Annotated in this window: 15 protein-coding genes; 10 read left to right on the top strand and 5 right to left on the bottom strand. The window is 64.0% G+C overall.

The genetic code is table 11. From position 1 onward, the window contains the following. Positions 1–142 precede the first annotated feature (142 nt). Entirely contained in the window at positions 143–1,033 is an 891-nt protein-coding gene (locus KZO24_RS00840) for a TonB-dependent receptor (protein WP_486486731.1), read from the top strand. Between the two features lie 65 nt (positions 1,034–1,098). Here the strand turns inward: KZO24_RS00840 and KZO24_RS00835 are convergent, their stop codons facing one another. Next, positions 1,099–1,872, bottom strand: a complete 774-nt coding sequence (locus tag KZO24_RS00835) for a hypothetical protein (RefSeq protein ID WP_486486730.1) — start codon at positions 1,870–1,872, stop codon at positions 1,099–1,101. 29 nt (positions 1,873–1,901) lie between these two features. Between KZO24_RS00835 and KZO24_RS00830 the strand changes: the two genes are divergently transcribed. Next, positions 1,902–2,123, top strand: a complete 222-nt coding sequence (locus KZO24_RS00830) for a hypothetical protein (RefSeq protein ID WP_486486729.1) — start codon at positions 1,902–1,904, stop codon at positions 2,121–2,123. Between the two features lie 217 nt (positions 2,124–2,340). Here KZO24_RS00830 and map read toward each other — a convergent pair whose 3' ends face one another. After that, positions 2,341–3,171: a type I methionyl aminopeptidase gene (map, locus tag KZO24_RS00825; RefSeq protein ID WP_271180953.1), complete on the bottom strand. Its 831-nt coding sequence runs from the start codon at positions 3,169–3,171 to the stop codon at positions 2,341–2,343. 37 nt (positions 3,172–3,208) lie between these two features. Continuing rightward, positions 3,209–4,036: a DUF4163 domain-containing protein gene (locus KZO24_RS00820; RefSeq protein WP_036525992.1), complete on the bottom strand. Its 828-nt coding sequence runs from the start codon at positions 4,034–4,036 to the stop codon at positions 3,209–3,211. A 49-nt stretch (positions 4,037–4,085) separates the two neighbouring features. Between KZO24_RS00820 and KZO24_RS00815 the strand changes: the two genes are divergently transcribed. The 8 genes from KZO24_RS00815 to KZO24_RS00780 all read left to right on the top strand — a co-directional run bounded on the left by KZO24_RS00815 (position 4,086) and on the right by KZO24_RS00780 (position 11,208). Further along, complete coding sequence (locus KZO24_RS00815) at positions 4,086–5,468, top strand: leucyl aminopeptidase family protein (protein WP_486486728.1); 1,383 nt, start codon at positions 4,086–4,088, stop codon at positions 5,466–5,468. A gap of 483 nt (positions 5,469–5,951) precedes the next feature. Then, complete coding sequence (locus tag KZO24_RS00810; RefSeq protein WP_486486727.1) at positions 5,952–6,044, top strand: hypothetical protein; 93 nt, start codon at positions 5,952–5,954, stop codon at positions 6,042–6,044. Further along, positions 6,041–6,964: an N-acetyl-gamma-glutamyl-phosphate reductase gene (gene argC, locus KZO24_RS00805; protein ID WP_271180951.1), complete on the top strand. Its 924-nt coding sequence runs from the start codon at positions 6,041–6,043 to the stop codon at positions 6,962–6,964. Before KZO24_RS00810 ends, argC begins: the two co-directional genes overlap by 4 nt. Positions 6,965–7,343: 379 nt before the next feature. Beyond that, a complete protein-coding gene (locus tag KZO24_RS00800; protein ID WP_008832116.1) occupies positions 7,344–7,682 on the top strand; it encodes a P-II family nitrogen regulator in 339 nt (112 codons plus the stop codon). Positions 7,683–7,786: 104 nt separating this feature from the next. After that, positions 7,787–9,196, top strand: a complete 1,410-nt coding sequence (gene glnA / locus KZO24_RS00795; protein ID WP_271180950.1) for a type I glutamate--ammonia ligase — start codon at positions 7,787–7,789, stop codon at positions 9,194–9,196. A gap of 298 nt (positions 9,197–9,494) precedes the next feature. Continuing rightward, positions 9,495–10,127, top strand: coding sequence for a lysozyme (locus KZO24_RS00790; protein WP_271180949.1), 633 nt, complete (start codon positions 9,495–9,497; stop codon positions 10,125–10,127). Continuing rightward, a complete protein-coding gene (locus KZO24_RS00785) occupies positions 10,124–10,510 on the top strand; it encodes a DUF1801 domain-containing protein (protein WP_271180948.1) in 387 nt (128 codons plus the stop codon). The genes KZO24_RS00790 and KZO24_RS00785 overlap by 4 nt, the downstream gene beginning before the upstream one ends. A 284-nt stretch (positions 10,511–10,794) precedes the next feature. Continuing rightward, positions 10,795–11,208 (top strand): hypothetical protein, encoded by a 414-nt coding sequence (locus KZO24_RS00780; protein ID WP_373877732.1) that lies wholly within the window; start codon positions 10,795–10,797, stop codon positions 11,206–11,208. A gap of 730 nt (positions 11,209–11,938) precedes the next feature. On the opposite strand, the gene KZO24_RS00775 is transcribed toward KZO24_RS00780, so the two are convergent. Both KZO24_RS00775 and KZO24_RS00770 read right to left on the bottom strand, forming a co-directional pair. Next, complete coding sequence (locus KZO24_RS00775; RefSeq protein ID WP_271180946.1) at positions 11,939–13,105, bottom strand: nucleotide sugar dehydrogenase; 1,167 nt, start codon at positions 13,103–13,105, stop codon at positions 11,939–11,941. A 332-nt stretch (positions 13,106–13,437) separates the two neighbouring features. Beyond that, a complete protein-coding gene (locus tag KZO24_RS00770; protein WP_486486726.1) occupies positions 13,438–14,355 on the bottom strand; it encodes an arginyltransferase in 918 nt (305 codons plus the stop codon). Positions 14,356–14,445: the final 90 nt, after the last annotated feature.

Genomic DNA, 14,445 nt, shown 5'->3' with positions numbered 1-14,445 from the left:
AACCGCAACGCCTACGATTTCCGCTATGGCAGCGACTTCACCGGCGTCGCGAACAACTTCTACGACGTACAGCAGATCGCCCTGCCGAACTCGGTGCTGGTGGGGGGACCTAGACGATCCGTTCCCGATCTCGCGCACCAGCTTGTGGTCGATCTACGCCTCCGACACCGTGGGCCTGTGGGACGACCGAATCCAGATCACCGGCGGCCTGCGCCTCCAGAACATCAAGGTGAAGAGCTACCTCGCCTTCGACGGCTCGCTCGATACCACGTACGAAGACGACGCGATCACCCCGATCATCGGCATCGTCGTCAAGCCATTCGAGGGGCTGTCGCTCTACGCCAACCGCATCGAGGCGCTGCAGCAGGGCTCCAGCGCGCCGGTGACGGCGGTGAACTATCCGGACGTGATCCCGCCCTACAAGACCAAGCAGTACGAATTCGGCGGCAAGCTGAAGGTTGGCCCGGTGTTCCTGAGCCTAGCGCTCTACCAGATCGACAAGCCCAACATCCTGTCGATCGACGCAACCCCGGACAACCCGGACGACACGCTGGTATACTACGGCCTGTTCGGCAAACAGCGCAATCGCGGCGTCGAGTTCACCGTCAACGGCGAACTGGCACCCGGCCTGCGGCTGATCTCGGGCGTCGCGGTCAACGATGCCAAGCAGCGCCGTACCAACGATCCGCTGACCGAGGGCAAGGATGCCAAGGGCGTCGCCGACTGGACCGCCAACGCCAACCTCGAATGGGACACCCCGATGGTCGAGGGCCTGACCCTGACCGGGCGCGTCACGCATACCGGCAAGCAGTGGGTCAATGCGCAGAACACCCTGAGCATCCCCGACTGGACGATCTTCAACCTCGGCGCCCGCTACGTGCTGGCGGCGGGCGACGTGCCGGTCACGCTGCGCCTCAACGTCGATAACGTCGCGAACAAGCGCTACTGGGCTTCGGCCTTCGACACGTTCGCGAACTCGGTGCTGCAGGGCCAGCCGCGCACCATCAAGGCGTCGATCTCGGCCGACTTCTAAGACACATGCCGGCAGGGGCGCTGCGGCGCTCCTGCCGGTTGCTTCGTTTCGCTCGCGGGTCGCGATCAGGATATGTCCATCGCGCTGGGCTTGCTCGATCGTTCGACCATACCGGTCGTTTCGACGCCGTCCCACGTATAGACCGCGTGCGCCTGCTGGACGATCGGCCAGTCCTTGGGCCAGTCCGGCGGCAGCACATGCCCGCCGCGAGAGCGCGTATTGGCGAAGGTCCGCCCTCCGATCTCCACCCGGCGCCCGTCCACCGTCTCCAGCACGCAGGACACGTCCTCGCCGCCGGTCACCAGTCGCCGCAGCCATGGGATCACCACCGGCCGCGCGCCGGTGCGCACCCCGTCCTCGATGATCCAGCCTTCCGAGTAGCTCGGCGGCTCGCCCTCGCGCACAGGGTAGGAATTGAAGCCGAAGGCGCGGCCGTCCGGGAACACGGCGGACTGCCAGCAGTGCCCCCAGAATCCCGCGAAGGCGCGGAAACCCGTTCGGCGGATGCGCAGGCCATTGCCGCGAAACGCGCGCTCCTCGCCATCGATGACGAGGGTGCCGCTGCAGCGGAACAGCTGCTCGTAGCGCGGGCTCATGTAGTCGCCCTGCTTGCCGCCGAGCGCCTCGGCTGCTTCGGGAAGGATCGTGCCCGGCTCCCAAGGGATCGCGGCCATCTCCATGTCGACGGTGAAGGCGACCTTGCTCCACGCGGTTTCGGCGAAATCGGGGTTGTCGAGGATTTCCTGCGCGCTGGTCCGCGCCACCGGCCCATCGAAGGCAGCCGTCCAGCGGCGGAACGGCTCCGCGCATTCGAAGCGCACCGGACCAGTCCCGCGCACCGTGGGCCTGCCTTGCGCGTCGTAGGGGAATGCGGCTCGCCCGCGCCGCGCCGCGACCACAGGCGCCCGTCGGCGAAGGCAATGTCGAGCCACAGTTCGTGCCGGTCCCACTGCGCGCCGACCGCCTCGACGCCCACGCGCATGGCGAAGAGGCCGTTCTCTTCTTCGATCCACACGTTGACCGCATCGCGGATGCCGTCGTCGGGCTTTTCGGCCACGACGAATTCGCGCTCGACCGGGATACCGCCTGACAGGTCAGCCACCATCACTCTCCCTCTTCGTTTCGAGGGAGACTGTCACGCCATACGCGCCGGGTCATCCACGAGGCCCGCGCCGGGGCGATACCTCGTCATCCCGGACTTGATCCGGGACCGCTGGCAAATCTTTAGGCGATAGATTGCAGCCACGCGCAGCAAGGGAGGCCGTTCATGGCCAGCGGTCCCGGATCAAGTCCGGGACGACGAGGTGTCAGGTGTAAGGTGGCTTGTGCAGGCCCTTGGGGCTGGTGGTGAAGATCTCGCAGCCGTCCTCGGTAATGCCGATCGAGTGCTCGAACTGCGCCGAGAGCGACTTGTCGCGGGTCACCGCCGTCCAGCCGTCGTTCAGCAGCTTCACCGGCGGCTTGCCGAGGTTGATCATCGGCTCGATCGTCATGAACATGCCCGGCTTGAGCAGCGGGCCGGTGCCGGGGCGACCGGCATGGACCACTTCGGGCGCGTCATGGAACAGGCGGCCGAGGCCATGGCCGCAGAACTCGCGCACGACGCCGTAGCGGTTCGCCTCGGCATAAGCCTGGATGGCAGCGCCGATGTCACCCACGCGGTTGCCGGGCTTCGCCTGCTCGATGCCGATCATCAGGCACTCATACGTCACGTCGACCAGACGGCGTGCCTTCAGCGGCACGTCGCCGACCAGGTACATGCGGCTGGTGTCGCCGTGCCAGCCGTCCAGCAGCGGGGTGACGTCGATGTTGACGATGTCCCCGTCCTTGAGCGTCTTTTCCGACGGAATGCCGTGGCAGACGACGTGGTTGATCGAGATGCAGCACGAATGCGCATAGCCGCGATAGCCCAGCGTCGCCGGGACCGCCCCGCCCGCGAGGGTCAGTTCGCGCACCTTGTCGTCGATCTCCGCGGTGGAGACGCCCGGCTGCACCATCGGCGCGATTTCGTCGAGGATCTTCGCGGCGAGCGCGCCGGCGCGGCGCATGCCCTCGAAGCCGTCGGGGCCATGCAGCTTGATGGTGCCGTCGCGCAGCAGCGCTTCCTGGCCGGGCTCTACGATCTGGTATTCGGTCATCCGCCCCAGATAGCGCATCCGGGGTGAAATTGCGAGATCAGGGTTTCACCGAGAAGGCCGAGCGATACTGCGGCTTGAGCGCGGCCATCACCTTGCCCGTCACCGGCACCGTCACTTCATAGCTGCCTTCCGCGTAAGGCCCGGCCTCATAAGGCGCGACGAGCACGCCGATGCGATCGAAGGTCTTGCGGTTGGTCGAACCCAGGATCAGCGTCTGCGCGGTCGGGTCGATGCATTCGGTGAACATCTGCCCGCTGTCGCGCTGGACCGGCTCGCCCCGCTTGCCCGCGCGAGCCTTGTCGAGCCCGTCGCAGAACGGGGTGCGCAAGGCATCACGCAGCGCGTCCTGGCTGGTAAACAGGTCCATCGGCTTGCGCGCCGTGTCGGCGCCGCGATCCCACAGCAGGGTATCGAACCCGCTCATCCCGTGCGCGCCGCCGCTATACTGGTACATCTCCGAGGACAGCGACAGCCAGCCCGGCAAGTCGGTGACCACCTTCCAGTCCACCTGCATCGAATGCGCGTGATAGGGGAAGCCGTCCTTGGTCATCTCCGCCTTGTCGCTGCGTGCGGAGGAGACCAGTTCGCCCTTGGTATCGTCCAGCTTCCGGTCGAGCATCGCCCGCAGGCCGGGTAGCGCTGCCGCCGCGTCGGGATAGGAATAGCCGAACTCGTAAAGGTCGTTCTCCTCCTTTTCCGAGCGCCCCTTCACGGCGGGCGCTTCCGAGGGCGCTTCGGTGGAGGCCATCGGCAGCGCCTCTTCGCTGGCCACCGCCGTGGCGCTCGGCTGTGGATCGCTGTCGCCCGATCCACTGCACGCAGCGGCGGCAAATGCCAGAACAACAACCATACCGGAGTATCGCATCAAAATTCCTCTCGCACTCGGGCTCGGGTGGAGGCTAGAGAATCAGGCCATGAGCGACAAGAACGCATTGATCCAGCCCGATCGCGGCCAGCAGGCCGTCTCCATCCATCTCGTCGACAAGGACGGACTGGAGAAATTCACGAAAGGCCTCACCGTTCCCCAGCGCGCCGTGCTGGAGGCCGCTCGCTTCGACGCAAGTGCCGGGGAATACGTCATTCTCCCCGAGGGCGACGGCTGGAGCGTGGCCGCAGGCGTGGCCGACGCCGGAACGCTCGGCGGCTGGTGCATGGCGAAACTCGCCGAGAAACTGCCCGCCGGGACCTACCGCCGTGTTGGCGGCGAGCCGGGCGCGGCGATCTTCGGCTGGATTCTCGGCCAGTACAGCTTCGACCGCTACAAGGCCGACGCCGAGGACCACGGCCCGCGCCTGCTCCTGACCGGCGAACCCGCGCAGATCGCCGCTCTCACTGCCGAGGCCGAGGCGGTCATGCTGGTGCGCGACCTCGTCAACACCCCGGCCGAAGACATGGGCCCTGCCCAGCTGGAGGCCGAGGCCGAAGCGCTGCACAAGGCCTTCCGCGCCGAGATCCGCGTCACGCGCGGCGAGGTGCTGGAGCGCGACTTCCCGATGGTCCACGCGGTCGGCCGCGCCGCGGGCCGCAGCCACGCGCCGCGCATGATCGAACTGGAATGGGGCGACCCGAAGAACCCGCGCATCGCCGTGGTCGGCAAAGGCGTCTGCTTCGATTCGGGCGGCCTCGACGTGAAGCCCTCCGCGGGCATGCTGCTGATGAAGAAGGACATGGGCGGCGCGGCCCACGCCCTCGCTCTCGCCCGCCTGATCATGAGCGCCCAGTTGCCGGTGCGCCTGCACGTGCTGGTCCCGGCGGTGGAGAACGCGATCTCGGGCAACAGTTTCCGGCCCGGCGACGTCCTGCGCAGCCGTGCCGGGATCACCGTCGAGATCGGCAACACCGACGCCGAAGGCCGCCTGATCCTCGGCGATGCGCTCACTCGCGCGGGTGAGGCGGGCCCCGAATTCATCATCGACTTCGCCACTCTGACAGGAGCGGCCCGCGTCGCGGTCGGCCCCGACCTCCCCGCCCTCTTCACCCGCGAGGATGCGACGGCCGACGCCCTGCTCACGGCGGGCAAGGCGGTGGACGACCCGTGCTGGCGCCTGCCCCTGCACGAAGGCTACCGCGAGTACCTCAAGTCCGACGTCGCCGACATCAACAACGCCGGTTCCAGCGGTTTCGCGGGCGCCAGCACGGCCGCTCTGTTCCTCGACCGCTTCGTCCCCAAGGGCGTGGACTGGGCCCACTTCGATACCTTCGCCTGGCGCCCCACCGCGAAGGCGGGCCGTCCCAAGGGCGGCGAAGCGCGCGGCCTGCGCGCGGCATGGCACATGCTAAAGACGCGCTACGGCTGAAAACCGATGACCCGACTTCGTCATTGCGAGCGTAGCGAAGCAATCCAGAGCGGTTTGCGCGACCCTGGATTGCTTCGCTACGCTCGCAATGACGAGGGAAGGTTCAGCAGCCCGTTTCGCTCGCGAAGGACGGCGTCCCGACTCGTAACCTTGCGAAAATCCCGTGTCTCGGCTAGGCGCGCCCATCTTTGACTTTGGAGACGCACCCGCGTTGGCATCTGTGGATTCGTATACTCGCCCTGACCAGACGGACGGCATGGGGTCCCAGAAAATGCTGGCCATGACCGGCCCCAGCGTGAGCGCCGATCCCGGCTGCCTGCCCGTGCGCGGCGACCTTGCCCACATCAAGCTGGCGGGCCGCTACTTCGTGCCGCACTATGCCGTGCCGATGCCGCGCGCGCTCAAGTCCGGCGCGATCCTGCGCGTCTTCGGCCGCGACGATGCGGAAGTCATCGCCGACCTGCCTGCGGGGAAACCTTCAACGTGCTGGATATCGCCGGCAAGTGGTCCTGGGGCCAGTTGGGCGAGGACGGCGCGGTCGGCTACGTAGCTCTCTCGGATCTGGAAGCGGCATGACCACCAGCGTCTTCATCGACGGTGCGGCAGGCACCACCGGCCTCGAAATCGCCGACCGGCTCGCCGGGCGCAGCGAGTTCTCGCTGATCACGCTCAGCGATGATCGCCGCAAGGATGACGCCGCGCGGGCCGAGGCGCTGAACGACGCGGACGTCGTGATCCTGTGCCTGCCCGACGATGCCGCCAAGGCCGCCGTCGGCATGATCGCCAACGCGCGTACCCGCGTGATCGACGCCTCCTCCGCCCACCGCGTCGCGGCAGGCTGGACTTACGGCTTTCCCGAGATCGTCGGCCACGACACGGTCGCGCAGGCCCGCTTCGTCAGCAATCCGGGCTGCTATCCCACCGGCTTCATCGCCTTGGTCGCCCCGCTGGTGCGTGCTGGACTGCTGCCTGCCGACTGGCCCTACGTGTGTCACGCCGTGTCGGGCTATTCGGGCGGCGGCAAGGCGCTGATCGCGCGCTTCGAGGACGACACCGACATCGCCTTCCGCGCCTACGGCCTGGCCCTCGGCCACAAGCACGTGCCCGAGATGAAGGCACAGACCGGCATCGGCCACGATCCGATCTTCGCCCCCGCCGTGGTGCCCGCTCATCGCGGCATGCTCGTCGAAGTGCCGCTGCACCTCTCGATGATGCCGCAAGCCGGATCGCCCGACGCCCTGCGCGCCGCTCTGGCCGAGTTCTACGCCGGCAGCAAAGTCGTGAAGGTGGAGACCGACCAGCCCGACGAACTGCTGCTGCGCGCCTCGATGGAGCCCGTCGACACCCTCACCCTGCGCGTTCTGGGCGCCAAGGACGGCTCGCAGGCGCGCCTCGTCGCGATCCTCGACAACCTCGGCAAGGGCGCGAGCGGCGCTGCGGTGCAGAACCTCAACATCATGGCCGGTCTCGACGAGACGGCGGGCCTGCGGCTCTAACCCGTCAAATTCGTCATGGCTAGCGAAGCGAAGACCCCCGGGGCAGCATATGCTGCCCCGGGGGTCTTTGCTTCGCTAGCCATCATGGACCAATGGGAGGGTCCGCCCCTACGCACACAACTTCATGCACAATTTTCAGGCACCCATTGCCTGAAAATTGAACACAACATTTCCCAAATCCGACGCATCATATGCGACAGATTGTTTACTGACCGGGTAAATCGCCCAAATGCGGTCTTTTCGCAGGCGCACACTCGGCCTATCAGTAGCGCCACCGCATTGGCACGATTCTTGATGGGAATCGCGCGCGAGGCTTCTGGTTCCCGGACCGGTTCCCTCAAGATACAGTCCGGGTGCAAGTGCAGGGGTCCAGGCAGGCGTGAAGAAAATCGAAGCCATCATCAAGCCGTTCAAGCTCGACGAAGTGAAGGAAGCGCTGCACGAAGTCGGCGTCTCGGGTATCACCGTCACCGAAGCCAAGGGCTTTGGGCGCCAGAAGGGCCACACCGAACTCTACCGCGGCGCCGAATACGTCGTGGATTTCCTCCCTAAGGTTAAGCTCGAGGTCGTCGTGCCCGACGCTCTGGCCGAGCGCGTGGTGGAGGCGATCGCCGACGCCGCGCAGACCGGCCGCATCGGCGACGGCAAGATCTTCGTCGTCCCCGTCGAGACCGCCGTGCGCATCCGCACCGGCGAACGCGACGACGACGCGCTGTAATTACACAGGATCGGGCTGCGATGGTGGGGGCCGTCGCATTCCCGCAACACGAACAACCCTATCCTCTTTCGGGATCGGAAGAGTAACGCTGGAGAACCAAGAAAATGGCTAGTGCAAAGGACGTCCTCAAGAAGATCAAGGACGAGGAGATCGAGTGGGTCGATCTTCGCTTCACGGACCCCAAGGGCAAGTGGCAGCACCTGACCATGGTTTCGACCGTCCTCGGCGAGGATGAGCTGGAAGACGGCCTGATGTTCGACGGTTCGTCGATCGAGGGCTGGAAGGCCATCAACGAGTCGGACATGATCCTCAAGCCCGACCTCGACGCGGTCTACACCGATCCGTTCTCGGCCACCCCGATGCTGATCCTGTTCTGCGACATCGTCGAGCCCTCGACCGGTGAACTCTATGCCCGCGACCCGCGCTCGACCGCGAAGCGTGCGGAATCGTTCGTCAAGTCGGCCGGGTTCGGCGACACCGTGTTCGTCGGCCCCGAGGCCGAGTTCTTCATGTTCGACGACGTGAAGTTCTACGACGGCTACGACGGCAACGGCTTCAAGATCGACGACATCGAACTGCCGGGCAACACCAACAAGGAATACGACACCGGCAACCTGGGCCACCGCCCGCGTGCCAAGGGTGGCTACTTCCCGGTCGCCCCGGTCGACTCGGCCGTGGACATCCGCGCCGAGATGGTCACCACCATGCTCGAAATGGGCCTGCCCTGCGACAAGCACCACCACGAAGTGGCGGCTGCCCAGCACGAACTCGGCCTGACCTTCGGCAAGCTGGTCACCACCGCCGACCGCATGCAGATCTACAAGTACGTCGTGCACATGGTCGCACAGGCTTACGGCAAGACCGCAACGTTCATGCCCAAGCCGATCATGAAGGACAACGGATCGGGCATGCACACGCATATCTCGATCTGGAACGAGGGTGAGAACACCTTCGCCGGCAACGGCTACGCCGGCCTGTCGGAGACCTGCCTGTACTTCATCGGCGGCGTCATCAAGCACGCCAAGGCCCTCAACGCCTTCACCAACCCGACCACCAACAGCTACAAGCGCCTGGTCCCGGGTTACGAAGCACCGGTTCTGCTCGCCTACTCGGCGCGCAACCGTTCGGCCTCGTGCCGCATCCCCTACGGTGCGGGCACCAAGGCGAAGCGCGTGGAATTCCGCTTCCCCGACGCGATGGCCAACCCCTACCTGTGCTACGCTTCGCTCCTGATGGCCGGCCTCGACGGCATCAAGAACAAGATCCACCCGGGCGAAGCCATGGACAAGAACCTGTACGATCTGCCGCCGGCCGAACTCGCCGAAGTGCCGACCGTCTGCGGTTCGCTGCGTGAAGCTCTGGACGCCCTCGCGGCCGACCACGCCTTCCTTCTCGAAGGCGGCGTGTTCACCGAGGACCAGATCGAAGCCTACCTCGAACTCAAGTGGCCCGAAGTGCTGCGCTGGGAAACCACGCCGTCGGCCGTCGAGTTCGACATGTACTACAGCGCCTGATCCATCCGATCAGCGCTGGCGATATTCGCCAGTTTGGCAGTTCGCCGAGAGGGGGCGTCCGGAGCAATCCGGGCGCCCCTTTCGCGTTCGGGCTCGATGACAATTCCGGATAGCGCCGCTCCTCCTCAAGAATCCGCTTTCCTACAACACCGGCGTGGATGTACCTCATGCGCACCCCGCAAGAGATGGGGCCGTATCTGGCGGTATGATTTCCGTATTCACACGTATTCGGGCGCACGAAGTGTAGTTGTTCTGCACGCGATACTGCGTGCGCCGTCTGTAGCGAAAGGGCACGTACATGAATCGCAAGCCGATCTTTGATGCCGTCCGCAAGATGCTGGACCGTTCGTTCACACAGGCCGAAGTCAACGCGCTGGACAAGGCGATCGACCTTTCCACCGGCGCGTTGACCGCAAGCCTCGCCCCCGAGCCGGTCGCAGCCCCCGCAAGCCCCGCTGCGGCGACCGGGCGCGTGCTGGGCGCCGCCGGGGCCAAGCTCATCAAGAAGTGGGAGGGCTGCGCCAGGCGCCTCGCGGACGGCACCTTCGCAGCCTATCCCGACCCCGGCAGCGTCGACGGCAAGCCCTGGACGATCGGCTGGGGCTCGACCGGCCCGGACGTCAGGAAAGGCGTCGTCTGGACGCAGGCGCAGTGCGATGCGCGTTTCGACGTCGACATGGTCGATTACGTGAAGGAAGTGGCCGCCTTCATCGGTTCGGCCGCGACCTCGCAGAACCAGTTCGACGCGCTCGTCTCGTTTCATTACAACACCGGCAAGATTACGAGTTCGACGCTGGGCAAGCTGCACAAGGCGGGTGACTTCGCCGGGGCACAGGCCCAGTTCGGCAAGTGGATCTACAACGACGGCAAGCCGATGACCGGCCTCAAGAACCGGCGCGCGGATGAAGCGAAACTCTACGGGACAGCATGACCGACACGAAAACCCCCGCTCAGTTGATCGACGAACGCATTGCCGAACTCGGCGACTGGCGCGGGGAGGCGCTAGCAAGAGTGCGGGCCGTCGTCCACGCCGCGCTACCCGAGGTGGTCGAGGAATGGAAATGGCGCGGCGTGCCCACGTGGTACGCGGGCGGCGGCATCGTCTGCACCGGGGAGACCTACAAGGCGGCGGTGAAGCTGACGTTCGCCAAGGGCGCCTCGGTGCCCGACCCGGCGGGCCTGTTCAACGCCAGCCTCGACGGCAACGTGCGCCGCGCCATCGACATTTATGAGGGTGCGACAATCGACGAGGCCGCTCTCTCGACACTGTTGCGCGCGGCAGCGGCGCTCAATCAGGCAAAGAAAGCACGTTAACGCAGGCGCCACGAGCAGATCCATCTGATCTGAAAGCCCGGCGACAATGCACCATGACGGCATCACGGGTGCCGGTTGTGCCTAGAGATAGGCAGGCCGCCCCCTTCGTAACAGGAGGGCTGCGGATTCCGAGGTCAGCCCGGCCACCCGGGAGGGAGTGAGAAGCCCGATCGTTGGGTTCATCCTATCGGCGTAGAAGCCGGAGGATGGAGATGCCGACGAGGAGGCCGAAGATGCGCCATGTGCGCGAAGTAGTGAGAATGCATCGGGAGGCTCGTGTCCCGATGCGCAAGATCGCCCGGCTGACCGGCCTTACTCGGCCCACAGTGCGCGACATGGTCGTGCGCTTCGAGCGCTCGGGATTGGAGTCGCCGGGTCCGTCCAAGATTGGCGACATAAATCTGGAGGGAGGCCTGTATGGCGCCTTGGGCGCCAAACCTGGGCGGCGTAAGCTGCCCGAGCCGGATTGGCCGGTGGTAACGCGCGAACTGAAGTGCAAACACGTGAACCTGCAGGTGCTCTGGGAAGAGTACCGTGCCGAGCATCCGGACGGTTATCGTTACAGCCGCTTCTGCGATCTGTTCCGACGCTGGCCGCCTGCCGCTGGTCATGCGCCAAAGCCATGCCGGCGGCGAGAAGCTGTTCCTCGATTGCGCTGGCGGTACGGTGCCGATCGTGGTGGATCGACGGACCGGTGAGCCCCGCGGTGCCCACATTTTCGTCGCCGTGATGGACGATCGAGCCTGTCGTTTGCCCTCGCGACATGGACCGAGCGGTTCTCCGACTGGATCACAGGCAGAAATGCCGCCTTCGCTTTCTTCGGCGGCGTTCCCCAGCTGCTGGTGCCCGACAATGCCAAGGTGGCGGTGATCAAGGCCTATCACTTTGATCGCCAGGTGAACCACAGTTGCACCGATAGGCTCGCGATTACGGTACGGCGATCTTGCCGAAGCCGCCGCGCAAGCTGCGAGACAAAGCCAAGCTCGAGGCCTGCGCCGGTATCGTCGAGCCCTGGCTTTTGGGCCGATTGCGCAACCAGAATCTTCCACAGCCTCGCCTAGCTCAATGCAGCGATTGCCGAGAGCCTTGCCGATCGCAATGACCGACGAGCGCTGTGCCAGTTTGGCAAGGCGCGCCGTCAGCTGTTCGATGAAGTCGATGTTCCGAACCTCAAGCCGCTGCCGTTAGAGCCTTTGGTTCATGCCGAATGGCTGGCGCTGCCGCTGGCTACGAGGCCACATACCGAAATGACGGACGCCTCGCTCTGCGCCTGCGTCACGCGAAACTGCTGCACCGCGCTGCCATCGCCAAAAGGTCATGGATGATGACCTGTCTATCAAATGAAAAGACGCCATATGCCTTCGGATCGTTACTTGATAGCCGAAGACGGAAGCTCCCTACGCAGTTCGCGCCGAGAAGGCAGAAGGATCAGTCGGAACCGAACAGGTCACGGGTGAATACTTTATCCGCCACGTCCGCAATCGTCGTTGTCATGCGATTGGCGATGATGACGTCGCAATCCTGCTTGAAGGTCGACAGATCCCGCAACACCTTGGAACCGAAGAATTCATCCGCCTCCATCGCCGGCTCGTAGATCACCACCTCGATGCCCTTCGCCTTCAATCTCTTCATGATCCCCTGGATCGAGGACTGTCGAAAATTGTCCGAACCTGCCTTCATGACGAGCCGGAACACGCCAACCTTCCGGGGGCTCTTCATGATGATCTGGTCGGCCAGGAAATCCTTGCGGGTGCGATTGGCATCGACGATGGCGCGTATCAGGTTTTGCGGCACATCGGTGTAGTTCGCCAGCAACTGCTTGGTGTCCTTCGGCAGGCAGTAACCGCCGTAACCGAAGCTCGGGTTGTTGTAGTGACTGCCGATACGCGGATCCAATCCGACGCCGTCGATTATCTGGCGCGTGTCCATGCCGCCGGCGATGGCATAGCTGTCCAGTTCGTTGAAAAAGGCGACTCGCATCGCAAGATACGTGTTCGCGAATAGCTTGATCGCCTCGGCTTCACGAGCATTCGTGAAAAGCAGGTCGACATCCTTCTTTTCGGCACCTTCCAGCAGCAGTTCCGCGAAAACCTTCGCGCGTTCGGAACGCTCTCCGACGATGATGCGCGAAGGGTGCAGGTTGTCGTACAACGCCCTGCCTTCCCTCAGGAATTCAGGACTGAAAATGACTTGCGAGGTGCCCAGTTTCGCTTGGACATCATCGACGAAACCGACCGGGATCGTCGATTTCACGACGATCGTGCTGGTCGAACTCTCTGCGATCGCGGTACGAATGACCACCTCGACAGAGGAGGTATCGAACTTGTTGGTCTCGGCATCGTAATTGGTCGGTGTCGCGACAATGACGTAGTCCGCTCCAATCAAGGCTTCCGCAGGGTCCAGGGTCGCCGTGAGATTGAGATTTCTTGTCGCAAGAAAATCCTCGATTTCCGCATCTATGATCGGCGACTTTCGGGCATTGAGCATTTCAACCCGCTCGGGCGATATGTCGACGGCAACAACCTCGTTGTGCTGCGCCAATAGCACTGCGTTCGACAACCCAACATAGCCTAAGCCGAAGACGGCAATTTTCATCCAGATCACCCGCGTGAATCATGTGCTTTCGAGACAGAAATCCCTGCCTCGCGAAGGCTCGGCTCGGTCCACTGCTTCCGATTGAACATCTAATCGAGCGAGATACCCAAACAGTCAACGGCTTTATGCTGCAATCGCATAATCTCAATCGTTATGCTGACCAACATGATAAAATGAAATCATTATAACGACCCATCAGTAAAAATTGATGACAATCGAAATAACTATCGGCCATTCTGACTTACCAAGTCTTGAATAACTTAGACCTCAGATCACAACGCGACGCTTCCTTGTAACAAAATTTTCTGAAGAAGCTTTCGGAAGATATCTATTCATACCTGAAATTCCGAATCCACCGGTTTCCCACCATATGCCCGACAATAGTGGTCAATCAGCCGTGCGTGACCAGCTTGCCCCTCACCCCTTGGTGACAGAGGGCATCCCGTCCTTGGGACCGGTCGCGGCGGCGTCGCAACGGGGGTTGAGACGGCTGCGGCGATCAGGCGGTCGTGTTCAGCGGTGTCGATGCGTTCCCACCCGGCGCGGCCGAGTTTCTCCATCGGGCGGTAACGCACCTTGTATTGCATGCGGGCCGAACCCTCAACCCAATAGCCGAGGTAGACGAAGCCCAGGCCCATGTCCTGCGAGCGGCGAATGTGGTCGAGGATGATGTAGTTGCCCAGCCCTTGCCGCTCGCTATCGGGATCGTAGAACGAGTAGATCATCGACAGGCCGTCGCACTGGCGGTCGGTCAGGCAGGCGCCGACGAGGCGGCCCGGCACGACGCCGTCGATCGAGGGTTCGCGGTATTCGATGACGTAGCTGGTGACGGGCGTGTGCTCCACCATGTCGGCGAAATCGACCTCGTCCATCGTCGTCATGCCGCCTTCGGGATGACGAACCGAGAGATAGCGCTGGAGCAGTTCGAACTGCTCGCTGGTGGACCAGGGGCGGCAGACGGTGGCGACGAGATCCGAATGCGCCTCCAGCGTGCGCTTCTGCGTGCGCGAGGCGCGGAATTCGGAGGCGACCACGCGCACCGAGACGCAGGCGTTGCAGTCGATGCAGGAGGGGCGATAGGCGACAGTCTGGCTGCGACGGAAGCCGATGCGACCCAGCGCATCGTTCAACGAATCGGCGTGCGGTCCCTTGAGTTCGGTGAATACCTTCCGCTCGCTACGGCCCGGCAGGTACGGGCACGGAGCCGGGCTCGTCACGAAGAAGCGGGGAAATCGAACGGGAGCCGTCACCTAACTGGATCTTCCTCTAGCGTTGCGGCCGGCCTTATGTCCGTCTGCTTTCCCAAATATGCATAGCGCTGCAGCGTCTTGCGAGTCTTT

This window comes from Novosphingobium sp. NFX11 (genome assembly GCF_057376415.1).
This window is presented reverse-complemented; position numbering and strand designations above follow the sequence as displayed.